Origin of the sequence: Streptococcus mitis, from assembly GCF_023110375.1 — a bacterium.
Classification (GTDB): Bacteria; Bacillota; Bacilli; order Lactobacillales; family Streptococcaceae; genus Streptococcus; species Streptococcus mitis_CI.
The window spans coordinates 82,477-107,418 of the sequence record NZ_JALDVV010000003.1; the positions used below are offsets into that span (position 1 = coordinate 82,477).

The window sequence follows — 24,942 nt, forward strand, 5'->3', positions numbered from 1 at the left end:
TGAAGGAGAATTCCTATTGTGTCAAATAAACCAATAGTAGATATGATTGAAACCATTGAGCATTTTGCTCAGACACAGCCTAGCTATCCTGTTTACAATGTTTTGGGGCAGGAACACACTTATGGAGATTTAAAGGCTGATTCGGATAGTTTGGCTGCAGCCATTGATCAACTGGATTTGCCTGAGAAGTCTCCTGTGGTTGTTTTTGGTGGCCAAGAATATGAAATGTTGGCAACTTTTGTAGCGCTGACTAAGTCAGGTCATGCCTATATTCCTATTGACAGCCATTCGGCCTTGGAGCGAGTTTCAGCTATTTTAGAAGTAGCGGAGCCAAGTTTGATTATTGCCATTTCAGACTTCCCATTGGAGCAGGTTTCTACATCGATGATGACTCTAGCTCAGGTTCAAGAAGCCTTTGCTCAAGGGAATAACTATGAAATCACGCATCCAGTCAAGGGAGATGATAATTACTACATTATCTTTACTTCTGGTACGACTGGTAAGCCAAAGGGAGTGCAGATTTCACATGATAATCTCCTCAGCTTTACCAATTGGATGATTACGGACAAGGAATTTGCGACGCCAAGTCGTCCGCAAATGCTGGCTCAGCCACCTTATTCTTTTGACTTGTCTGTCATGTACTGGGCACCGACCTTGGCACTGGGTGGTACGCTCTTCGCTCTTCCTTCAGCTATTACTCAGGACTTTAAGCAACTCTTTGCGACCATCTTTTCATTGCCAATCGCTATCTGGACATCAACCCCTTCTTTTGCGGATATGGCCATGTTATCAGAAGACTTCAACAGCGAGAAAATGCCAGGTATCACGCATTTTTACTTTGATGGCGAAGAATTGACGGTCAAAACGGCTCAAAAACTACGTGAGCGTTTCCCCAATGCCCATATTATCAATGCCTACGGTCCAACAGAAGCGACAGTAGCCCTGTCAGCTGTTGCTGTGACAGACGAGATGTTGGCAACTCTCAAACGCCTACCAATCGGCTATACCAAGGCTGATTCTCCAACCTTTATCATTGACGAGGAAGGCAATAAATTGCCAAATGGCGAACAGGGAGAAATCATTGTTTCTGGACCAGCTGTTTCAAAAGGTTATATGAACAATCCTGAAAAAACGGCAGAAGCCTTCTTTGAGTTTGAAGGTCTACCAGCCTACCATACAGGAGATGTGGGAACTATGACAGATGAAGGCTTACTTCTCTACGGCGGACGCATGGACTTCCAGATTAAGTTCAACGGTTACCGCATTGAGTTAGAAGATGTCTCTCAAAACCTCAATAAGTCTCGCTTTATCGAGTCTGCTGTAGCTGTGCCACGTTATAATAAAGACCACAAGGTGCAAAATCTATTGGCTTATGTCATCTTGAAAGACGGTGTTCGTGAGCAGTTTGAGCGAGATATTGATATTACCAAGGCTATCAAGGAAGATTTAACAGATATCATGATGTCCTACATGATGCCATCTAAATTCCTTTATCGAGACAGTTTGCCACTGACTCCAAATGGAAAGATTGACATCAAAGGATTGATTAACGAGGTGAATAAGAGATGATGGAGTTCTTTCAACAGCTTCCTCATTTAGAGCCATACGGCAATCCTCAGTATTTTGTCTATGTGATTGCTGCAACCTTGCCCATCTTTATCGGTCTCTTTTTCAAGAAACGCTTTGCCTGGTATGAAGTACTGGTTAGTCTTTTCTTTATCGTCACCATGTTGGTAGGTGGGAAGACCAATCAGTTGGCTGCCTTGGGTATTTACCTTTGCTGGGAAATATTGCTCCTGCTTTTCTACAAGCATTATCGAAAAAGCAAGGATGGCAAGTGGGTCTTCTACCTAGTTAGCTTTCTATCCCTCCTTCCGATTATCTTTGTCAAGGTGCAGCCAGCTATCAATGGAACGCAGTCTTTGCTTGGGTTCTTGGGTATTTCTTATCTGACCTTTCGTTCGGTTGGGATTATCATCGAGCTGAGAGATGGAGTGATTAAGGATTTTACCCTCTGGGAATTCCTCCGTTTTCTTCTCTTCATGCCGACCTTTTCAAGTGGCCCAATCGATCGCTTTAAGCGTTTTAATGAAAATTATCAGACCATTCCTGAGCGGGATGAGTTGCTGGATATGTTGGATGAATCTGTTCGCTATATCATGTGGGGCTTTTTGTATAAGTTTATCCTAGCTCATGTTTTAGGAGAGACTTTACTACCTCCTCTGAAGAATCTAGCCCTGCAGTCTGGTGGCTTCTTTAACCACTATGCCTTGGCAGTCATGTATACCTTTGGTCTGGAACTCTTCTTTGACTTTGCAGGTTATTCTATGTTTGCCTTAGCCATTTCAAATTTAATGGGAATCCGTAGTCCCATCAACTTTAACAAGCCCTTTTTATCAAGGGATTTAAAGGAATTTTGGAATCGTTGGCACATGAGTCTTTCTTTCTGGTTCCGTGACTTTGTCTTTATGCGAATGGTGATGGTATTGACCAGAAAGAAGATCTTTAAAAATCGCAATGTAACCTCAAGCGTGGCTTACATTGTAAATATGCTGATTATGGGATTTTGGCATGGTGTGACCTGGTACTACATCGCCTATGGACTTTTTCATGGGATTGGACTGGTCATCAATGACGCTTGGATTCGCAAGAAAAAAACGCTCAATAAGGAGCGGAAAAAATCAGGGAAGCCTGCTCTACCTGAGAATCGCTGGATTCAGTTGCTTGGCATGGTTGTCACCTTCCATGTCGTCATGCTGTCATTCTTAATCTTTTCTGGATTTTTGAATGATTTATGGTTTAAAAAATAAAAGGAAATAAAATATGGATATCAAATCAGAAGTTATCGAAATTATTGATGAGTTGTTTATGGAAGATGTTTCTGACATGATGGATGAAGATCTTTTTGACGCAGGTGTCTTGGATAGTATGGGAACGGTTGAATTGATTGTGGAGATTGAAAACCGTTTTGACATTCGTGTCCCTGTAACAGAGTTTGGTCGTGACGACTGGAATACAGCTAATAAAATCATAGCTGGTATTGTGGAGCTACAAAATGCTTAAACGCTTATGGATGATCTTCGGACCGGTCTTGATAGCTGGTTTGTTGGTTTGTCTGCTTATCTTTTTCTATCCTGCTGAGATGCGCCATGATCTGGGAGCTGAAAAGCGTTCGGCGGTGGCTACTACCATTGAAAGTTTTAAGGAGCGGAGTCAAAAGGTCAGAGCCTTATCTGATCCAAATATGCGTTTTGTTCTCTTCTTTGGCTCCAGTGAATGGCTTCGTTTTGACGGTGCCCATCCTGCGGTATTGGCTGAGAAATACAACCGCTCTTATCGCCCCTATCTTTTAGGACAGAGGGGAGCTGCATCGCTCAACCAGTATTTTGGGATGCAACAGATGTTGCCACAACTGGAGAATAAACAAGTTGTATATGTCATCTCGCCCCAGTGGTTTAGTAAAAATGGCTATGAGCCAGCAGCCTTCCAGCAGTATTTTAATGGGGATCAGTTGACGAGTTTTCTGGAACATCAATCTGGAGATCAGGCTAGTCAATATGCAGCGACCCGCTTACTACAGCAGTTTCCAAATGTAGCTATGAAGGACCTGGTTCAGAAGTTGGCAAGTAAAGAAGAATTGTCGACGGCAGACAATGAAATGATTGAATTATTGGCTCGTTTTAATGAACGTCAAGCTTCCTTTTTTGGTCAGTTTTCGGTTAGAGGCTATTTCAAATACGATAAGCATGTAGCTAAGTATTTAAAGACCTTGCCAGATCAGTTTTCTTATCAAGCTATAGAAGATGTTGTCAAAGCAGATGCAGAAAAGAATACTTCTAATAATGATCTGGGAATGGAGAATTATTTCTATAATACACAGATTAAGAAGGATTTGAATAAATTAAAGGATTCTCAGAAAAATTTTACCTATCTCAAGTCGCCAGAATATAATGACTTGCAGTTAGTGTTGACACAGTTTTCTAAATCCAAGGTAAACCCGATTTTTATCATTCCACCTGTTAATAAAAAATGGATGGACTATGCTGGTTTACGAGAGGATATGTACCAACAAACGGTGCAGAAGATTCGCTACCAGTTAGAAAGTCAAGGTTTTACCAATATAGCAGATTTTTCTAAGGACGGTGGGGAAGCTTTCTTTATGAAGGATACCATTCACCTTGGTTGGTTAGGTTGGTTGGCATTTGATAAGGCCGTTGATCCTTTCCTATCCAATCCCACACCAGCTCCGACTTATCATCTGAATGAGCGCTTTTTCAGTAAAGACTGGGCGACTTATGATGGAGATGTCAAGGAATTTCAATAGATCATAATATAGAAGAGTTCAAGGATGAAACTAGTTTTCACGTTTTTTCTTGACTCTTTTTTTGGTTGTGATATAATTAACCAGTAAATAATTTTTCAAAGAATAGTATTTTTCTCTTAAAATAAAGAGAAGTCCAAAAGGAAAGGAGTCAGATATGAGACAGCTAGCGAAGGATATCGATGCCTTTTTAAATGAGGTGATTTTGCAGGCGGAAAATCAGCATGAAATCCTAATAGGTCATTGTACTAGCGAGGTGGCCCTGACCAATACTCAGGAGCACATTCTCATGCTCTTGTCAGAGGAATCTTTAACAAATTCAGAGTTGGCCCGTCGCCTCAATGTCAGTCAGGCGGCAGTTACCAAGGCCATTAAGTCTTTGGTCAAGGAAGGAATGTTGGAAACATCTAAAGATCCTAAGGATGCGCGTGTGATTTTTTATCAGTTGACTGATTTGGCTCGTCCAATCGCTGAGGAGCACCATCATCACCATGAGCATACACTTTTAACCTATGAACAAGTGGCGACTCAGTTTACTCCAAATGAACAAAAAGTTATTCAGCGGTTTTTGACTGCTTTAGTAGGAGAAATCAAATAATGAGATATATTACGGTAGAGGATTTATCCTTCTATTATGATAAGGAGCCCGTTCTTGAACATATCAATTATAGTGTTGATAGTGGGGAATTTGTTACCTTGACAGGGGAGAATGGGGCAGCTAAGACGACACTGATTAAGGCCAGTCTTGGAATCCTTCAGCCACGCATTGGAAAGGTGACTATTTCAACGACAAATACGCAGGGTAAGAAATTGAGAATAGCCTATCTTCCTCAACAGATTGCCAGTTTTAACGCAGGTTTTCCAAGTACGGTTTATGAGTTTGTCAAGTCAGGTCGCTATCCGCGAAAAGGCTGGTTCCGTCGTTTGAATGCTCATGATGAGGAGCATATCAAGGCCAGTTTAGACTCAGTTGGTATGTGGGAACACCGAGACAAACGCTTGGGGTCTCTATCTGGAGGACAAAAGCAGCGAGCGGTGATCGCGCGTATGTTTGCTTCTGACCCAGATGTATTTATCCTAGATGAGCCGACAACGGGGATGGATGCAGGAAGTAAAAATGAATTTTACGAACTCATGCACCACAGCGCCCATCATCATGGCAAGGCTGTTTTGATGATTACCCATGACCCTGAAGAAGTTAAGGACTATGCGGACCGCAATATCCATCTAGTCCGTAACCAAGACTCACCATGGCGTTGTTTCAACGTTCATGAGAATGATCAGGAGGTGGGCCATGCTTAGTTTGTTATCTTATGACTTTATGCAACGTGCCTTTCTGGCCGTTATTGCCATGAGTCTTTTCTCGCCAGTATTGGGGACCTTCCTTATCTTGCGCCGTCAGAGTTTGATGAGTGATACCCTCAGCCACGTCTCACTTTCAGGTGTAGCCTTTGGTCTGGTACTAGGGATTTCTCCGACTATTTCCACTATTGCTATTGTCTTGATTGCGGCGGTCTTTCTGGAGTATCTCCGTACGGTTTACAAGAGCTTTATGGAAATCGGGACAGCTATCCTCATGTCAACGGGTCTGGCTGTTTCTCTGATTGTCATGAGCAAGGGTAAAAGCTCGAGTTCTATGAGTTTGGACCAGTATCTTTTTGGTTCAATCGTGACTATCAGCGAAGAGCAGGTTATTTCCCTCTTTGTCATTGCGGCGGTTGTTTTGATTTTGACCTTCCTCTTCCTTCGTCCGATGTACATTTTGACCTTTGATGAGGATACGGCCTTTGTGGATGGCTTGCCAGTTCGTACCATGTCCATTCTTTTTAACATGGTGACGGGGGTGGCCATTGCCCTTATGATTCCAGCTGCGGGAGCTCTTCTGGTATCGACCATTATGGTCTTGCCAGCCAGTATTGCCCTGCGTCTCGGGAAAAACTTTAAATCGGTTATGCTGCTTGCCAGTGCTATTGGATTTTTGGGAATGGTAGCAGGACTTTACATTTCCTACTATGCAGAAACACCTGCAAGTGCAAGTATTACCATTATTTTTGTAACTGTCTTTTTACTCATTAGTTTAGTAAGACGTTTTATCAAATAGGAGATGAACATGAAAAAAATTAGCTTATTACTCGCCAGTCTATGTGCCTTGTTTTTAGTGGCTTGTTCCAATCAAAAGCAGGCAGATGGCAAACTAAATATTGTGACAACCTTTTACCCTGTCTATGAATTTACCAAGCAAGTCGCAGGAGATACGGCTAATGTAGAGCTCCTAATCGGTGCTGGTACAGAACCCCATGAATATGAACCGTCTGCCAAGGCAGTTGCCAAAATCCAAGATGCAGATACCTTCGTTTATGAAAATGAAAACATGGAAACATGGGTTCCTAAATTGCTAGATACCTTGGATAAGAAAAAGGTCAAAACCATCAAGGCGACAGGCGATATGTTGCTTTTGCCAGGTGGTGAGGAAGAAGAGGGAGACCATGACCATGGAGAAGAAGGCCATCACCATGAGTACGATCCCCATGTTTGGTTATCACCAGTTCGTGCCATTAAACTAGTAGAGCACATCCGTGACAGCTTGTCAGCAGATTATCCTGATAAAAAAGAGACTTTTGAGAAGAATGCAGCTGCCTATATCGAAAAATTACAAGCCTTGGATAAGGCTTATGCAGAAGGCTTGTCTCAAGCCAAACAAAAGAGCTTTGTAACGCAACACGCAGCCTTTAACTATCTCGCCTTGGACTATGGACTCAAACAAGTCGCTATCTCAGGACTTTCTCCAGATGCCGAGCCATCAGCTGCTCGTTTGGCAGAATTGACAGAGTACGTCAAGAAAAATAAAATTGCCTATATCTACTTTGAGGAAAATGCTTCACAAGCCCTTGCTAACACACTTTCAAAAGAGGCAGGTGTCAAAACAGATGTCCTCAATCCTTTAGAAAGTCTGACAGAAGAGGACACCAAGGCTGGAGAAAACTACATTTCCGTGATGGAGAAAAACCTCAAGGCTCTGAAACAAACAACGGACCAAGAAGGCCCAGCAATTGAGCCTGAAAAGGCAGAGGATACCAAGACAGTTCAAAATGGTTACTTTGAAGATGCAGATGTCAAGGACCGCACCTTGAGTGACTATGCAGGTAACTGGCAATCAGTTTATCCTTTCCTTGAAGATGGAACCTTTGACCAAGTCTTTGACTACAAGGCTAAGTTGACTGGTAAGATGACTCAGGCTGAGTACAAGGCCTACTATACAAAAGGCTATCAGACAGATGTGACTAAGATTAACATTACTGATAACACTATGGAATTTGTTCAAGGTGGACAAAGCAAGAAATATACTTACAAGTATGTTGGTAAGAAAATCTTGACTTACAAGAAAGGAAATCGTGGTGTGCGCTTCCTCTTTGAAGCCACAGATGCTGATGCTGGACAATTCAAGTATGTTCAGTTTAGTGACCACAATATCGCCCCAGTTAAGGCAGAACATTTCCATATCTTCTTTGGAGGCACAAGCCAAGAAGCCCTCTTTGAAGAAATGGATAACTGGCCAACCTACTACCCAGATAACCTATCTGGACAAGAAATCGCCCAAGAAATGTTGGCGCATTGATGAGAATCAAAGGATAGCTTTGTATGAGGCTATCTTTTTAGTTACAAAATAGATGGTTAACATTTTATTTTTAAAAATCGCAGTTAAAACTGCACAGCCTTCTTTAAATGTGCTATAATACAGGAAAAATAATGATGGAGGTCACGATAATGGCAACATTTTTGATGATTTTTGTGGTGGTTTGTGTGCTCCTATTGGTGATAGTCACACTGAGTACAGTTTATGTGGTTCGTCAGCAGTCGGTGGCGATTATTGAACGCTTTGGGAAATACCAAAAGGTTGCCAATAGCGGTATTCATATTCGCTTGCCTTTTGGGATTGACTCGATTGCAGCGCGGATTCAGTTGCGCTTGTTGCAAAGCGATATTGTGGTTGAGACTAAAACCAAGGATAATGTGTTTGTTATGATGAATGTAGCGACTCAGTACCGTGTTAATGAGCAGAGCGTGACAGATGCCTACTATAAACTCATGCGTCCAGAATCTCAGATTAAATCTTATATCGAAGATGCTCTTCGCTCTTCTGTTCCCAAATTAACCTTGGATGAATTGTTTGAGAAAAAAGATGAGATTGCCCTTGAAGTTCAACACCAAGTAGCAGAAGAAATGACTACTTACGGTTATATTATCGTGAAAACCTTGATTACTAAGGTCGAACCAGATGCAGAAGTTAAGCAATCCATGAATGAAATCAATGCGGCGCAACGTAAGCGGGTCGCAGCGCAAGAATTGGCGGAAGCAGACAAGATTAAAATCGTCACTGCAGCTGAAGCAGAAGCAGAAAAAGACCGCCTTCATGGTGTGGGGATTGCCCAACAACGTAAAGCGATTGTGGATGGATTAGCAGAGTCTATCACAGAACTCAAGGAAGCCAATGTTGGTATGACAGAAGAGCAAATCATGTCCATTCTTTTGACCAACCAGTATTTGGATACCTTGAATACCTTTGCCTCTAAAGGCAATCAAACGATCTTTTTACCAAATACGCCAAATGGTGTGGATGATATCCGTACACAAATCTTGTCAGCCCTTCGTGCTGAGAAGAAATAATAGACTAAAGAGCCTGGAGTCAGGCTCTTTTTGTATTACCCTTGTAGCTTTGAGGATTAAAATCCTCCTCCACAAATTATAGAATCTTTTCTGAGTATTTAGGGAGTGATGGAGGAAGTGTTGAAAGCGCTTTTGTTTTGTGATATAGTCAAATTGATAGACTTGTTTAAAGAGGAATGCTTGTATGAGAAGAGAAGAAGTTTTGCGAAATCACTGGTTTTTTAGCCAAGAGGTGGGGAAAGAAGAGGCCTTGGCGCCGGATTTTCATAGAGAAAATTGGCAGGCTATTCAAGTGCCACATGACTGGAGTATTTACAATGATTTTGACCAGTATTCGCCAGCGCAAAATGAGGGTGGTCAGTTAAATGGTGGTCAAGCCTGGTATCGGACACAGTTTTACTTGGAAGAAGATGCCAGTCTTGTATCGGTGCGTTTGTTGTTTGATGGAGTTTACATGAATGCCCAAGTCTATATCAACGGGCAAGTGCTGGGCTATTATCCCAGTGGCTATACGCCCTTTTCTTATGATATCACGCCTTATCTAAGAAATGATGGGACGGCCAACCAGCTTGCGGTTTTTGTGGAAAATCAGCAACCTAGCAGTCGTTGGTACTCTGGTAGCGGTATTTACCGAGAAGTAAAATTATTGATTACAGATTCGGTGCATCTGGATTTATATGGGATTAAGATAGAAAGTCCCAAGCTAAAGGAACAAAGGCAATCTTGGGTGGAAACCCAGCTTGAAAGCAAGGTTTCAAATGATGGGCCTCAGTCCGTGTCGGTGTATTTGGAACAGAGTATCTGGTATGATGGCCAACAGCTGTCAGACTGGCAGGCGACAGACTCTATAGTGATTGAGTCTGGGGACAAACATCATTTCCAACAAGCAATATCAATTTTTCAACCCTTGCTTTGGGATATTGCTTCCCCTCACCTTTACCAATTGAAGACTCGTCTTTACAAAAATGGCATTTTGGTTAATGAAGAAGAAGAGACCTTTGGTTACCGCTATATGGATTGGCAAGCGGATAAGGGTTTCTTTCTAAATGGTCGCTGGTTGAAGATTCATGGGGTTTGTTTGCACCATGACTACGGAGCATTGGGAGCTGTGGAAAACAAGTCAGCTGCTGAGAGATGCTTGCGCCAGATGAAGGAAATGGGGGTCAATGCGATTCGAATCACCCATAATCCAGGCAGTAGCATCTTGCTGGATCTGTCTGCCAAAATGGGCTTACTCATCCAAGAAGAAGCCTTTGATACCTGGTATGGAGGCAAGAAAGAATATGACTATGGTCGCTTTTTTGAGGAAGAAGCGACTCATCCAGAAGCGAAAACAGGCGATTTCTGGTCAGATTATGATTTGCGCACCATGATTGAGCGTGGTAAGAACAATCCAGCGATTTTTATGTGGTCCTTGGGAAATGAAGTCAGTGAAGCAAATGGAGATGCTCATTCATTGAAGACGATCAAACGCTTGCTAGAAAGGGTTAAGGAGGTTGATGATAGCCGTTTTGTGACTATGGGAATGGATCAGTTCCGCTTTGGAGATGGTTCTGGAGGCCATGAAAAGATTGCTGATTTGCTGGATGTGGTGGGCTTGAATTACTCAGAAGACAATATTGATGGGATTCGCAAAAGACATCCCAAGTGGCGACTTTACGGATCTGAAACCTCATCAGCTACACGGACGCGTGACAGCTATTTTCGCCCAGATAAGGAATGGGTAGGGGATAATCGCCGCGTGCGGAATTTTGAACAGTCAGACTATGGCAATGATCGAGTTCCTTGGGGGAAGACAGCGACGGCTTCTTGGATAGCGGATAGAAATCGGCTAGACTATGCGGGTCAGTTTATCTGGACAGGGGTGGACTATATCGGTGAGCCGACTCCTTGGCACAATCAAAATGACACGCCTGTCAAGAGTTCTTATTTTGGGCTTGTGGACACGGCGGGGATTCCTAAAAATGACTATTATCTCTATCAAAGTCAATGGTTGGATGCAGATCAGCATCCCATGGTTCATATCCTACCCCACTGGAATTGGGAAATCCACAAGAGTTATCAACAAGTTGTGGATAAGTGTGGGGATATCCCTGTTCGAGTGTATTCAAATGCTGGTTCTGTAGAGCTATTTCTCAATGGAAAATCTCAAGGTAGGAAGACTTTTCAGGAGAAATGGACTTCAGATGGCAGAAAATACCAAGAGGGAGAAGGTTCTGACCAGCTCTATCTCGAATGGCGTTTGGCTTATCAACCGGGAGAATTGCATGCTGTGGCCTATGACCGTCAAGGTCAGATTGTGGCAGAAGATAGGGCGGTGACTGCAGGTAAGGCAGCCAAAATCGGGTTACATGCCGAGAAAACAAAACTGGAGCCAGATGGGCAAGATCTCCTCTATCTCTATTTTGATTTATTGGACAAGGATGGAAATTGGGTTCCGACTGCTTCCAATCAGCTTCATTTTAAAATTGAGGGCCCTGCTCGCATTGTGGGTGTGGATAATGGCAGGCAGGCCAGTCGTGAACGTTACCAAGCTCAGAAAAATGGTCGGTTTAAGCGGAAAGCCTTTCATGGCAGGGGTGTCCTTTTAGTTCAGAGCTTGGAGAAGACTGGTTATGTGAGAGTAAAAGCCAGTGCTGGAGGGCTAGAGCCAGCAAGTTTTGATTTCTTAGTGGGAGAGGCTTTGGCTATCCAACCAGTGAAAAATAAGCGCTTGTTTGAGATTCGAGTGGACAAGCAGGCAGGATTACAAGAAGGGGATTCCCCAGCTATTGGACTTTATCCACAAACTGTGGATAACCCTGTGAACAAGGTGGGGAATAGTGAAGTGATTTGGGAGACGAGTGGTAGTGCCCACGCTATTATCAAGCAGGGAGTGCTTCATTGCTTGTCTGCAGGAGACTTGGTTATCAGTGCTATTTATCAAGGGAAAACTTATCAAACTCATTTGCAGGTCGCAGAAAATACCTCACTAGGGCAGGCAGTTTTTGTACGACCGCTTCGCTTATATACAGCTAAGGGAACTTATCCACAGCTGCCATCTTCAGTTTTGGTGGACTATGAGTTCGGGGGTGCAAAACGAGTCGAGGTTATTTGGGAGGCAATATCCGAAGAAGATCTGGCAAGCTTTCATGAGTTTACGGTATCTGGTCAGCTAGAGGGTTTGGATTTAAAGGCTTCTGCTCAGGTTTGTGTCCAAGGGATTTGCGCTATTGAGCCTGAAAGGATTTGGACGCTTGTCAAGGAAGCACCACACTTACCAGACCGAGTTAAGCTAGTCTTATCAGATGGTAGACGAGATACGGCCAAGGTGACTTGGGATGAACTCGATCCTCAAGTCTATGCTCAGGTAGGAGAATGTGTTCTCACAGGACATGTAGTGGGCTGTGAGTTGCCAGCAACAGTCACCATTCATGTGACAGATGCCAGTGTAGATGGAGAAGTTATTTCCAATCAGTGGACAGGGTCCAACCTGCCTCTGGTCTTTGCTTCTCACTCAGAACCAAATCACCCAGTCTCTCACCTCAATGACAAGGTCATTATTCGGAAGAAATCGACAGCAAATACTTGGATTACCAAGTCAGAGCAAGCCAGCGTCGGTATTCTGTTTGGAGATGCAGGGATTTTAAAACCGCGATTTGTGGATAACGTGACCTTGTATTATGTTGAAAATAAAGAATATGTGGCTGTTGAGCCGACCTTTATTGATTATTACATAGGGAATGAGCCTAGCTTACCTCGGACTCCAAATCATTTGGATAAGGATTCCCTGCTCAAGCAAGAGGAGAATTGGCGCCCTGTATCAGCTATCCGAAAAGTTTCAAGCGACAAGGATGAAGAGCTTCGTTTTGAATTTGATAAGGTAGAGACTTATGCCCTTCGTCTTCGATTTGAAGGCTTGGCAAGCCCTCTAGCGTTAACAGAATTGCAAGTACATGCCAAAAAAGTGAAGAAAAATGTAGATAGGAAATAGTATGGTAAGAGAAATAAAACCGCAGGGGCCCTTGCCTAGTCAGGCCCAGCTAGCGTATTTAGAGGATGAACTAGCAGCCTTTATCCATTTTGGGCTCAATACCTTTTATGACCAGGAATGGGGGACAGGTCAGGAGGATCCTGAATGCTTTAACCCGACACAGTTAGACGCGCGTGAGTGGGTTCGCGTGCTCAAGGAAACGGGCTTTAAAAAGTTGATTTTGGTGGTCAAGCACCACGACGGCTTTGTCCTCTATCCGACAGCTCACACAGATTATTCGGTCAAAGCCAGTCCTTGGAGGAATGGAGAGGGGGACTTGCTCCTTGAAGTATCCCAAGCTGCTACAGAGTTTGATATGGACATGGGGGTCTACCTATCGCCTTGGGATGCCCACAGTCCTCTCTATCATGTGGAGCGAGAAGCGGACTATAATGCCTATTATCTGGCACAGCTGAAGGAGATTTTATCAAATCCTTCCTATGGAAATGGAGGGAAATTTGCTGAGGTCTGGATGGATGGTGCCAGAGGAGAGGGCGCTCAAAAGGTCAATTATGAATTTAAGAAATGGTTTGAAACCATTCGTGAGCTTCAGGGCGATTGCTTGATTTTTTCAACAGAAGGCACCAGCATTCGCTGGATTGGCAATGAACGGGGTTATGCAGGTGATCCCCTGTGGCAAAAGGTGAATCCAGAACAACTAGGAACAGAAGCAGAGCTGGACTATCTTCAACATGGTGATCCCTCAGGTACGATTTTTTCAATCGGTGAGGCAGATGTTTCCATCCGGCCGGGCTGGTTTTACCATGAAGATCAGGATCCTAAGTCTCTCGAGGAGTTGGTCGAAATCTACTTCCACTCGGTGGGGAGAGGCACACCTCTCTTACTCAATATTCCGCCTAATAAAGATGGCCTCTTTGATGATAAGGATATCAAGCGTATCTATGAATTTTCTGCCTACCGTGACGAACTCTATAAAGAAGATTTGGCTCTGGCAGCCAAGGTATCTGGTCCAGCACTTTCCGCTGACTTTGCCTGTCATCATTTGACAGACGGTCTTGAGACCAGCTCTTGGGCAAGCGATACAGACCTGCCCATCCAGTTAGAACTCGACTTAGGGGCACCTAAAACTTTCGATGTGCTTGAGTTAAGAGAAGATTTGAAGCTAGGGCAACGAATCGCTGCTTTTCATGTGCAAGTAGAGTTGGATGGTGTCTGGCAGGAGTTTGGATCAGGATTTACAGTGGGTTATAAACGCCTTTTGCGAGGATCCATGGTAGAGGCTCAGAAGGTGCGTGTAATCATCACAGAGGCACAGGATTTGCCAGTATTAACTAAGATTTCACTTTATAAAACACCTAGCTTGTCAAAAAAAGAAGCTGTTCAGCAACTAGAGTTTTCAGAAAAAAGTCTAGCTGTGACCAAGGGAGAAAATGTCCACTTTACAGTTAAGCGCAGAGAATGTAGTGGTCCTTTAGAAGCTAAGATTTCGATTCAACCAGGGACGGGTGTGCATGGTGTCGTTTATCGGGACGAGATTCAAGTCCTTGTGTTTCAAGTTGGCGAGACTGAAAAAAAGCTAACGCTACCAACCTTGTATTTTGCAGGAGATAAAAGCTTAGATTTTTATCTGAATTTGACGGTAGATGGTCAGCTTGTTGATCAGCTTCAGGTCCAAGTTTCATAAAATAAAAGAGCCTTTGCACGATACAAAGGTTCTTTTGTCTACTAGCTAGTGACTTGGTAACCAGCTGAGGGTGAAGGTTAGTTGTTCAGCTTTTAGGAGATCTTGGTGTTGAATAGTTGATACTAGAGTTGTGTCCAGTCGGCATTCTTTTACAAAGTTAAAATGGCTGTGGTTTTGCTCAGCATGAATATCTAGCCATTTATCTTCTTTGGCAAGGTAGACTCGGAGGTGGTCAGAGAGAGGGATTCCGAGGTCATAGCTTGGTTTTCCTGGACAGGTCGGATAAAAACCGAGAGTTGACCAGATGTACCAGGCTGAGAGACTGCCATTGTCTTCATCGCCAGGATAGGCTTCCCAACTTGGGTGAAAAGCTTTCTGACGGAGCGTCTTGATGAGAAGAGCAGTGTAGTCAGGGTAATCGCAGTAACGGAAGAGATAAGGAATGTGGAAGCTTGGCTGGTTGGAAATGGCGAGTTGTCCAAAAGGAGCAGTAGCCATCTCGCTCATTTCGTGAATCTCGTAGCCATAGCCTGTTGTCTCAAAGAGGGGAGCCTCCTGACAGGCTTTTAAAAGATAGTTGCTAAAGGCTTCTTTTCCACCCATAAGCTGGATCAAGCCTGGGATATCGTGGAGGACGCCTAAAGTTGCTTGGATGGCTGAACATTCGGCATAATCACGTCCCCAACTATAAGGAGAGAAATCAGGACGGAAGTTGCCTTGACCATCACGCGCTCGCATGTAACCTGTCTCAGCGTCAAATAGATGGCGGTAATTTTGTGATGCGGCCTTGTAGGTTTCAGCGATTTCTATTTTCCCTAGTTTTTCAGCACAGCTAGAGATACAAAAGTCACTATAGGCATAGTCTAGGGTGTGGCTGACGCTTTCGTGGTGGTCGGTAGAGAGGTAGCCTAGTTCTTGGTATTGGGCTAATCCGTGACGACCATTGATGCCGAGAGGGTCGGACTTGCTGGCTGTTTCAAGCATGGCTTGGAGGAGTTCTTCTTCTAGGTCGGGGGCCATGTCCTTGCAGGCGCTATCTGCGATAATGCCATCTAGCAGGGTACCTGGCATCATGCCACGTTCATCTGGAGCCAGCCATTTTGGAAGGAAACCAGTATCGCGGTAGTTATTGAGAAATCCTTCTAAGAAGCGGTGGTAGTGTTCTGGTATGATAAGAGCAAAGAGGGGGAAGGTGGTGCGGAAGGTATCCCAGAAACCATTGTTGCTGAAGAGGACACCAGGCTTGACAGTTCCAGTAGCCAAATCTATGTGGATGGCTTGTCCTGATTCATCAACCTCATAAAAAGTCTGAGGAAAGAGGAAGAGTCTGTAGAGACAGTGATCAAAGAAGGTCCGGTCAGCCTCTCCTGTCTTTATAACATCAAAACGATGGAGGAGATTTTCCCAGTCCGCTTGGGCACTTGATTTACAGTTATCAAAATCTTTTTGAGGTAGATTGATTAGAGCTTGAGAAGGAGAGATGAAAGAAGTCGCTAGCTGAATTTCAGCATGACTATCTGCCAGGTCGATTCGCCAGTCTCCCCCTTCTTGGCTGATAGCAAGAATATCCGTATTCATTTGCAGGGTAGTGAACAGTATCAGTGGATTTTTGTTGGTTTCAGTTTTACCTTCTTGTCGCAGGGCAAGAGTTCGCTTATCTACTTGCTCCACGGTCAGTTCATCTGCTGCGTGAAGGTAGAGGGAGAGGGCTTTGCCTTGCTTTTGCTCCAAACGAATAGAGGCGCCGTAGCAAGTCGGTGTAAGCTGGCTTTCAATCTGATAGCGCAGGGAGAAAATTTTCAGATAATGAGGTTGGAAAGAGGCCTTATCCATATCATAGGAAGACTGGCGATGGAAGAGGCTGTCTCCACCCAGTTGGCCTGTGACAGGTGTCAGAAGGAGCCAAGAGTAGTCGCCAATCCAAGGGCTGGGCTGGTGGGTTAATCGAATCCCCTGAAAGATAGGCAGATGCGGATCAAAAAACCAAGATCCATCCTGGTCACTGGTCTGGGGCACAAAGTAATTCATCCCAAAAGGCACGCCTGTGTATGGCAGGGTATTTCCCCGAGAAAAGGCATGCTTGCTGGCAGTTCCAAAGCGGGTATCGATGGTTTCAAGTAGTGGTTTCATAGTCTTTCCTTTAGCTGTTTTTCTACATTATATCAGAAAAAGAGGGCCTTTAGAAAAGGAGCTTCAAAGATAACTATTTTGTAGAAAAATGACTATCATTTGTGTATGTATTTTCTGTCTCAAAAGCTATATACTGAAAATGAAACTTGTTTGAAAGAGGATACTGCACGATGATTTATTCAAAAGAAATTGTTAGAGAATGGCTAGATGAAGTGGCAGAGCGGGCTAAGGACCATCCAGAGTGGGTGGATGTTTTCGAGCGTTGCTATACAGATACCTTGGACAATACGGTTGAAATCCTAGAAGATGGTTCAACTTTTGTCTTGACTGGGGATATTCCTGCTATGTGGCTTCGAGATTCGACAGCTCAACTCAGACCCTACCTGCATGTGGCTAAAAGAGATGCCCTCCTGCGTCAGACCATTGCAGGTTTGGTCAAGCGTCAGATGACCTTGGTACTCAAGGATCCTTATGCCAATTCCTTCAACATTGAGGAAAACTGGAAGGGTCACCACGAGACAGACCATACCGACCTTAATGGCTGGATTTGGGAACGCAAGTATGAGGTGGACTCGCTTTGCTATCCGTTGCAGTTGGCTTATCTCCTCTGGAAAGAGACTGGTGAGACTAGCCAGTTTGATGAGACTTTTGTCGCAGCGACTAAGGAGATTCTCCATCTTTGGACGGTTGAACAAGACCATAACAACTCTCCTTATCGTTTTGTTCGAGATACGGACCGCAAGGAAGATACCTTGGTAAATGATGGCTTTGGACCTAATTTTGCAGTGACAGGTATGACTTGGTCAGCTTTTCGTCCGAGTGATGACTGCTGCCAGTATAGTTACTTGATTCCGTCAAATATGTTTGTTGTAGTAGTCTTGGGTTATGTGCAAGAAATCTTTGCAGCATTAAACCTAGCTGATAGCCAGAGAATTATTGCTGATGCCAAGCGCCTCCAGTCTGAAATCCAAGAAGGAATCGAAAATTACGCCTACACAAGCAACAGCAAGGGCGAAAAGATTTATGCCTTTGAAGTAGACGGTTTGGGAAATGCTAGCATTATGGATGATCCAAATGTACCAAGTTTGTTGGCTGCGCCTTATCTGGGCTACTGTTCAGTCGATGATGAAGTTTACCAAGCAACTCGCCGTACCATTCTGAGTCCAGAAAATCCTTACTTCTATCAGGGAGAATACGCTAGCGGTCTCGGAAGTTCTCATACCTTCTATCGCTATATCTGGCCAATCGCCCTTTCTATCCAAGGTTTGACAACAAGAGATAAGGCAGAGAAGAAATTCTTGTTGGATCAGCTGGTTGCTTGCGATGGTGGTACAGGTGTCATGCACGAAAGCTTCCACGTGGACGACCCAACTCTCTACTCTCGTGAATGGTTCTCTTGGGCTAACATGATGTTCTGTGAATTGGTCTTGGATTACTTGGATATCCGCTAAGGAACACGCTTTAGCGCAACTGATTCTTGGAAAGAATCACAAATTTACATTTAAAACGTTAACAATAAAAATTTAAATTTAGAATGAGGTTTTACTTCATGGAAAATGTTGTCGTACATATTATCTCACATAGTCACTGGGATCGTGAGTGGTACTTGCCTTTTGAAAGCCACCGGATGCAGTTGGTGGAATTATTTGACAATCTCTTTGATCTCTTTGAAAATGACCCTGAGTTCAAGAGCTTCCACTTGGATGGTCAAACTATTGTCCTTGATGACTACTTGGAGATTCGCCCTGAAAATCGCGACAAAGTCCAACGATACATCGACGAAGGCAAACTTAAAATTGGTCCTTTTTACATCTTGCAGGATGATTACTTGATTTCAAGTGAAGCCAATGTCCGCAATACATTGATTGGTCAAGCAGAATGTGAAAAATGGGGCAAATCTACTCAGATTGGTTACTTCCCAGATACCTTTGGAAATATGGGGCAAGCGCCTCAAATCCTTCAAAAATCAGGCATTCACGTGGCCGCTTTTGGTCGTGGTGTGAAGCCGATTGGATTTGATAACCAAGTCCTCGAAGATGAGCAGTTTACTTCTCAGTTTTCAGAAATGTACTGGCAGGGTGCGGACGGAAGTCGTGTCCTCGGGATCCTCTTTGCCAACTGGTACAGTAATGGGAATGAAATTCCAGTTGATAAAGACGAGGCCTTGACCTTCTGGAAACAAAAACTGGCAGACGTACGTGACTATGCTTCGACCAATCAGTGGTTGATGATGAACGGCTGTGACCATCAGCCTGTCCAGAAAAATTTGAGTGAAGCCATTCGTGTGGCAAATGAACTCTTCCCAGATGTAACCTTTGTTCATAGTTCTTTTGATGAATATGTCCAAGCCGTGGAAAGTGCCCTACCAGAGCAATTATCAACGGTTACAGGTGAGTTGACCAGTCAGGAAACAGACGGCTGGTACACACTTGCCAACACTTCCTCATCTCGTATTTATCTCAAACAAGCCTTCCAAGAAAATAGCAACCTTCTAGAGCAAGTTGTAGAACCCTTGACAATTATCACTGGGGGTCATAACCACAAGGACCAGTTGACTTATGCTTGGAAAACACTTTTGCAAAATGCGCCACATGATAGTATCTGTGGCTGTAGCGTGGACGAAGTTCACCGAGAGATGGAAACTCGTTTTGCCAAGGTCAACCAAGTAGGAAACTTTGTTAAGAGCAATCTTCTTAACGAATGGAAGGGTAAAATCGCTACAGCTAAGACTCAAAGTGACTATCTCTTTACTGTCATTAATACAGGCTTGCATGATAAGGTCGATACTGTCAGCACAGTGATTGATGTTGCGACTTGTGATTTCAAGGAATTACACCCAACGGAAGGCTACAAGAAGATGGCTGCTCTTACCTTGCCAAGTTATCGTGTGGAGGACTTAGATGGGCGTCCTGTAGAGGCTAAAATCGAGGATCTTGGGGCTAATTTTGAGTATGATTTACCAAAAGACAAGTTCCGCCAAGCTCGTATCGCCCGTCAAGTGCGCGTGACCATTCCAGTTCACCTAGCACCGCTTTCTTGGACAACTTTCCAATTGCTGGAAGGAAAACAAGAACACCGTGAGGGTATTTACCAAAACGGAGTGATTGATACCCCATTTGTAACGGTGAGTGTGGATGACAATATCACAGTTTATGACAAGACAACTCACGAAGCCTATGAAGACTTTATCCGCTTCGAAGACCGTGGTGACATAGGAAACGAGTATATCTATTTCCAACCAAAAGGAACAGAGCCAATCTATGCAGAGCTTAAGGGCTACGAGGTTTTGGAAAACACAGCTCGCTATGCTAAAATCTTGCTCAAACATGAATTGATCGTGCCTGTCAGCGCGGATGAAAAGCTAGAAGAAGAACAAAAAGGTATCATCGAGTTCATGAAGCGTGAGGCTGGACGTTCAGAAGAATTGACAAGCATTCCTCTTGAAACTGAGTTGACTGTCTTCGTTGATAATCCACAAATCCGTTGCAAGACTCGCTTTACCAACACTGCCAAGGATCACCGTATCCGTCTCTTGGTCAAGACTCATAACACACGTCCAAGCAATGATTCTGAAAGCATCTATGAGGTGGTGACACGACCAAACAAACCAGCAGCTTCATGGGAAAATCCTGAAAATCCTCAACACCAACAAGCCTTTGTCAGTCTGTATGACGATGAAAAAGGTGTGACTGTATCCAACAAGGGATTGAATGAATACGAAATCCTTAGAGACGACACTATTGCAGTGACCATTCTGCGTGCGTCAGGTGAGCTAGGTGACTGGGGTTACTTCCCAACACCAGAAGCACAATGCTTACGTGAGTTTGAAGTCGAGTTTGCTCTTGAATGCCACCAAGCCCAAGAACGCTTCTCAGCCTATCGTCGTGCTAAAGCCTTGCAGACACCGTTTACCAGCCTTCAGCTTGCTAAACAAGAAGGAAGCGTGGCAGCGACTGGTAGCCTCTTGAGCCATTCTGTTCTCAGCATACCACAAATCTGTCCAACAGCCTTTAAGGTAGCTGAAAATGAAGAAGGCCATGTCCTTCGCTACTACAATATGTGTAGTGAAAATGTGCGTGTACCGGAAAGTCAACATCTCTTCCTTGACCTACTTGAACGACCATACCCAGTTCATAGAGGCCTCATTTCACCACAAGAGATTCGGACAGAATTCATCAAAAAAGAGGAAATTTAATTTCAAAAAGTAAACATAAAGAGAAAGGAGGGGCGAAAAGGTAAGAACTAAGTGCTGATTCGCCCTTTTTATGGTAAAAATAATGACCATTGCAACGATTGATATCGGAGGGACTGGGATTAAGTTTGCCAGTCTGACTCCTGATGGGAAAATACTGAATAAGACAAGCATTCCAACGCCTGAAAACTTGGAGGACTTACTAGCTTGGCTAGATCAACGTTTGTCAGAGCAGGATTACAGTGGGATTGCTATGAGCGTTCCAGGAGCGGTCAATCAAGAGACAGGTGTGATTGATGGCTTCAGTGCGGTGCCCTATATTCACGGATTTTCTTGGTATGAGGCGCTTAGCTCTTATCAGATTCCTGTCCATCTGGAAAATGATGCCAACTGCGTTGGGCTCAGTGAATTACTGGCTCATCCAGAACTTGAAAATGCAGCCTGTGTCGTGATTGGGACAGGGATTGGCGGAGCCATGATTATCAATGGTAGACTTCATCGAGGTCGCCACGGCCTGGGTGGAGAATTTGGCTACATGACCACCCTTGCCCCTGCTGAAAAGCTCAACAACTGGTCGCAACTAGCGTCAACTGGGAATATGGTACGATACGTGATTGAAAAATCTGGTCAGACTGATTGGGACGGTCGCAAGATTTACCAAGAGGCTGCAGCTGGGAATGCTCTTTGCCAAGAAGCTATTGAGCGCATGAACCGCAATCTGGCGCAAGGCTTGCTCAATATTCAGTATCTCATCGATCCAGATGTCATTAGCCTGGGAGGCTCTATCAGTCAAAATCCAGATTTTATTCAAGGTGTCAAGAAGGCTGTTGATAACTTTGTCGATACCTACGAAGAATACACGGTCGCACCTGTCATCCAAGCCTGTACCTATCATGCAGATGCTAATCTCTACGGTGCCCTTGTCAACTGGCTACAGGAGGAAAACCAATGGTAAGATTTACAGGAATTAATTCCAAACAAACTCAGGCAATCGACTTGCTGACAAAGCAAATTTCTTTACCAGATATTGAAGTGGCTGTTACTCAGTCTGACCAAGCCTCTATCTCTATCAAGGGTGAGGGTGGACACTATCAACTAACCTATCGCAAACCTCACCAACTCTATCGTGCCTTGTCCTTGTTGGTAACAGCTCTAGCAGAAGGTGATAAAGTAGGGATTGAGGAGCAGGCAGCTTATGAAGATTTGGCTTATATGGCAGACTGTTCGAGAAATGCGGTGCTGAATGTGGCTTCTGCCAAGCAGATGATTGAGGTCTTGGCTCTCATGGGCTACTCAAGCTTTGAACTCTACATGGAAGATACCTACCAGATTGAAGGGCAGCCTTATTTTGGCTATTTCCGTGGAGCCTACTCGGCTGAGGAGCTGCAGGAGATCGAAGCCTATGCCCAGCAGTTTGACATGACCTTTGTGCCATGTATCCAGACCTTGGCTCACTTGTCAGCCTTCGTCAAATGGGGTGTCAAGGAAGTTCAGGAACTCCGTGATGTAGAGGACATTCTTCTCATAGGCGAAGAAAAGGTTTATGACCTGATTGATGGCATGTTTGCTACCCTATCTAAACTGAAGACTCGCAAGGTCAATATTGGGATGGACGAAGCCCACTTGGTTGGTTTGGGACGCTACTTGATTCTGAACGGTGTTGTGGATCGTAGTCTCCTCATGTGCCAACACTTGGAGCGCGTGCTAGATATTGCTGACAAATATGGTTTCCACTGCCAGATGTGGAGCGATATGTTCTTTAAACTTATGTCAGCAGATGGTCAGTACGACCGTGATGTGGAAATTCCAGAGGAAACGCGTGTCTACCTAGACCGTCTCAAAGATCGTGTGACCTTGGTTTACTGGGACTATTATCAGGATAGCGAGGAAAAATACAACCGCAATTTCCACAATCATCATAAGATTAGCCATGATCTTGCCTTTGCAGGGGGAGCTTGGAAGTGGATTGGTTTCACACCCAACAACCATTTCAGCCGTCTCATCGCAGTCGAAGCTAATAAAGCCTGTCGTGCCAATGAGATCAAAGAAGTCATTGTGACGGGTTGGGGGGACAATGGTGGTGAGACCGCTCAGTTTTCTATCCTACCAAGCTTGCAAATCTGGGCAGAACTCAGCTATCGCAATGACCTAGACCGACTGTCTGCTCATTTCCAGACCAATACAGGTCTATCAGTTGAGGATTTCATGCAGATTGACCTAGCCAACCTTTTACCAGACCTACCAGGCAATCTCAGTGGCATCAATCCCAACCGCTATGTCTTTTATCAGGATGTTCTCTGTCCGATACTTGACCAGCACATGACACCTGAACAGGACAAACCGCACTTCGCTCAGGCTGCTGAGACGCTTGCTAACATTAAAGAAAAAGCTGGGAACTATGCCTATCTCTTTGAAACTCAGGCCCAGTTGAATGCTATTTTAAGTAGCAAAGTCGATGTGGGAAGACGCATCCGGCAGGCCTACCAAACAAACGATAAAGAAGGTCTGCAAGCAATCGCCAGACAAGAATTACCAAAACTCAGAAGCGAGATTGAACATTTCCATGCCCTCTTTAGCCATCAATGGTTGAAGGAAAACAAGGTCTTTGGCTTGGACACAGTTGATATCCGTATGGGAGGACTCTTGCAACGCATCAAGCGAGCAGAAAGTCGCATCGAGGCTTATCTGGCTGGTCAGATTGACCGCATCGACGAGCTAGAAGTGGAAATCTTACCATTTACAGACTTCTACGCAGATAAGGATTTCGCAGCCACAACAGCCAACCAATGGCATACTATTGCGACAGCTTCAACGATTTACACGACCTAAAACAAGAACATTGTGTCTTATACAGAGTGTTTCGCGTGAAACATCCCTTTCTTCAAAAGTACTCCACATAAAATAATTTGTGGAGTTTTTTCTATAATTAGTAGTTTAACCTAACCTTCAAATAGGAGTATACTAATAATGTAATCGTTATCAAAAGTCTAAAAAGGAATTTTTAGATGGATATCAAAATAAAAAAGGGAGGAAATTATGAATAAGTTTTCAAAAACCTTGAGAGACAATTGGATCTTTCTCTTGATGGTTTTACCAGGGGCACTCTGGTTGATTCTATTCTTCTACATTCCAGTATTTGGGAACGTGGTTGCCTTTAAAGACTACCACATGACCAGTAATGGATTTATAGATAGTATCGTGAATAGTAAATGGGTCGGACTCGATAATTTCAGATTCTTATTTAGTTCAAAAGACGCCTTTATTATCACACGAAATACTGTCCTCTACAATCTCGGCTTTATCTTTATCGGTTTGATTGTATCAGTAGGGATTGCCATCATCCTCAGTGAACTCCGTTCTAAGAGAATGGTTAAGATCTTCCAAACTTCCATGTTGTTCCCTTACTTCTTGTCTTGGGTTATCATCAGTTTCTTTACAGATGCCTTCCTAAACATTGATAAAGGGGTATTCAACCATTTCCTAGAATCTATCGGAATGAAGGAAATCAATTTCTACGCTGACTTGGGTATCTGGCCTTATCTCCTACTTTTCCTTGGTATTTGGAAAGGCTTTGGATATAGCAGTGTCATGTACTATGCGACAATCATGGGAATTGATCCAACCTACTACGAAGCAGCAACAGTGGACGGGGCTAGCAAATGGCAACGAATTCGCAATGTAACTATTCCGCAGTTGACACCATTGGTAACTGTATTGACCATCCTTGCAGTCGGAAACATCTTCCGTGCAGACTTCGGTCTCTTCTACCAAATCCCCCACAATGCTGGTCAGCTTTATAATGTAACCAACGTCTTGGACGTATATGTTTATAACGGTTTGACTCAGACAGCGGATATCGGGATGGCTTCAGCAGCAGGTCTCTACCAATCAGTTGTCGGCTTGATTCTGGTTATCCTATCAAACTTACTGGCAAGACGAGTTGATCCAAACTCAGCCTTGTTCTAGAAAGGAGGAGA

General features: G+C 44.0%; 17 protein-coding genes. 16 read left to right on the plus strand and 1 reads right to left on the minus strand.

Annotated features, from left to right (window positions below):
- Window positions 1-18 precede the first annotated feature (18 nt).
- The 11 genes from dltA to M1G12_RS03760 all read left to right on the plus strand — a co-directional run bounded on the left by dltA (window position 19) and on the right by M1G12_RS03760 (window position 14,643).
- Window positions 19-1,569, plus strand: a complete 1,551-nt coding sequence (gene dltA / locus M1G12_RS03710; protein ID WP_237447147.1) for a D-alanine--poly(phosphoribitol) ligase subunit DltA — start codon at window positions 19-21, stop codon at window positions 1,567-1,569.
- On the plus strand, window positions 1,566-2,810 hold the full coding sequence (gene dltB, locus M1G12_RS03715) for a D-alanyl-lipoteichoic acid biosynthesis protein DltB (RefSeq protein WP_247949413.1): 1,245 nt from the start codon (window positions 1,566-1,568) through the stop codon (window positions 2,808-2,810). Before dltA ends, dltB begins: the two co-directional genes overlap by 4 nt.
- Window positions 2,811-2,823: 13 nt before the next feature.
- Complete coding sequence (gene dltC, locus M1G12_RS03720; protein ID WP_000351967.1) at window positions 2,824-3,063, plus strand: D-alanine--poly(phosphoribitol) ligase subunit DltC; 240 nt, start codon at window positions 2,824-2,826, stop codon at window positions 3,061-3,063.
- On the plus strand, window positions 3,056-4,324 hold the full coding sequence (dltD, locus tag M1G12_RS03725; RefSeq protein WP_049543209.1) for a D-alanyl-lipoteichoic acid biosynthesis protein DltD: 1,269 nt from the start codon (window positions 3,056-3,058) through the stop codon (window positions 4,322-4,324). Before dltC ends, dltD begins: the two co-directional genes overlap by 8 nt.
- Window positions 4,325-4,478: 154 nt before the next feature.
- Window positions 4,479-4,919: a zinc-dependent transcriptional regulator AdcR gene (gene adcR / locus M1G12_RS03730; RefSeq protein WP_001249308.1), complete on the plus strand. Its 441-nt coding sequence runs from the start codon at window positions 4,479-4,481 to the stop codon at window positions 4,917-4,919.
- Window positions 4,919-5,623: a metal ABC transporter ATP-binding protein gene (locus tag M1G12_RS03735; RefSeq protein WP_125443258.1), complete on the plus strand. Its 705-nt coding sequence runs from the start codon at window positions 4,919-4,921 to the stop codon at window positions 5,621-5,623. Before adcR ends, M1G12_RS03735 begins: the two co-directional genes overlap by 1 nt.
- On the plus strand, window positions 5,616-6,422 hold the full coding sequence (locus tag M1G12_RS03740) for a metal ABC transporter permease (RefSeq protein ID WP_000950030.1): 807 nt from the start codon (window positions 5,616-5,618) through the stop codon (window positions 6,420-6,422). The genes M1G12_RS03735 and M1G12_RS03740 overlap by 8 nt, the downstream gene beginning before the upstream one ends.
- 9 nt (window positions 6,423-6,431) lie before the next feature.
- Complete coding sequence (gene adcA / locus M1G12_RS03745) at window positions 6,432-7,937, plus strand: zinc ABC transporter substrate-binding lipoprotein AdcA (protein ID WP_049543207.1); 1,506 nt, start codon at window positions 6,432-6,434, stop codon at window positions 7,935-7,937.
- A 164-nt stretch (window positions 7,938-8,101) separates the two neighbouring features.
- Window positions 8,102-8,986: an SPFH domain-containing protein gene (locus M1G12_RS03750; RefSeq protein WP_004235732.1), complete on the plus strand. Its 885-nt coding sequence runs from the start codon at window positions 8,102-8,104 to the stop codon at window positions 8,984-8,986.
- Window positions 8,987-9,170: 184 nt separating this feature from the next.
- Entirely contained in the window at window positions 9,171-12,959 is a 3,789-nt protein-coding gene (locus M1G12_RS03755) for a glycoside hydrolase family 2 TIM barrel-domain containing protein (RefSeq protein ID WP_247949414.1), read from the plus strand.
- Window position 12,960: 1 nt separating this feature from the next.
- Entirely contained in the window at window positions 12,961-14,643 is a 1,683-nt protein-coding gene (locus M1G12_RS03760; RefSeq protein ID WP_247949415.1) for an alpha-L-fucosidase, read from the plus strand.
- Between the two features lie 45 nt (window positions 14,644-14,688).
- Here M1G12_RS03760 and M1G12_RS03765 read toward each other — a convergent pair whose 3' ends face one another.
- Window positions 14,689-16,773 (minus strand): GH92 family glycosyl hydrolase, encoded by a 2,085-nt coding sequence (locus tag M1G12_RS03765; protein ID WP_247949416.1) that lies wholly within the window; start codon window positions 16,771-16,773, stop codon window positions 14,689-14,691.
- 170 nt (window positions 16,774-16,943) lie between these two features.
- Here M1G12_RS03765 and M1G12_RS03770 point away from each other — a divergent pair, with 170 nt between their 5' ends.
- The 5 genes from M1G12_RS03770 to M1G12_RS03790 all read left to right on the plus strand — a co-directional run bounded on the left by M1G12_RS03770 (window position 16,944) and on the right by M1G12_RS03790 (window position 24,931).
- Window positions 16,944-18,224: a glycoside hydrolase family 125 protein gene (locus tag M1G12_RS03770; protein ID WP_033682470.1), complete on the plus strand. Its 1,281-nt coding sequence runs from the start codon at window positions 16,944-16,946 to the stop codon at window positions 18,222-18,224.
- Window positions 18,225-18,322: 98 nt separating this feature from the next.
- Window positions 18,323-20,968 (plus strand): alpha-mannosidase, encoded by a 2,646-nt coding sequence (locus tag M1G12_RS03775; protein WP_247949417.1) that lies wholly within the window; start codon window positions 18,323-18,325, stop codon window positions 20,966-20,968.
- An 82-nt stretch (window positions 20,969-21,050) separates the two neighbouring features.
- On the plus strand, window positions 21,051-21,920 hold the full coding sequence (locus M1G12_RS03780; RefSeq protein WP_023947350.1) for an ROK family protein: 870 nt from the start codon (window positions 21,051-21,053) through the stop codon (window positions 21,918-21,920).
- Complete coding sequence (locus M1G12_RS03785) at window positions 21,914-23,794, plus strand: beta-N-acetylhexosaminidase (RefSeq protein WP_247949418.1); 1,881 nt, start codon at window positions 21,914-21,916, stop codon at window positions 23,792-23,794. The genes M1G12_RS03780 and M1G12_RS03785 overlap by 7 nt, the downstream gene beginning before the upstream one ends.
- A gap of 207 nt (window positions 23,795-24,001) precedes the next feature.
- The gene (locus M1G12_RS03790; protein ID WP_001032152.1) at window positions 24,002-24,931 is read left to right on the plus strand and encodes an ABC transporter permease; all 930 of its coding nucleotides are present in this window, start codon (window positions 24,002-24,004) and stop codon (window positions 24,929-24,931) included.
- Window positions 24,932-24,942: the final 11 nt, after the last annotated feature.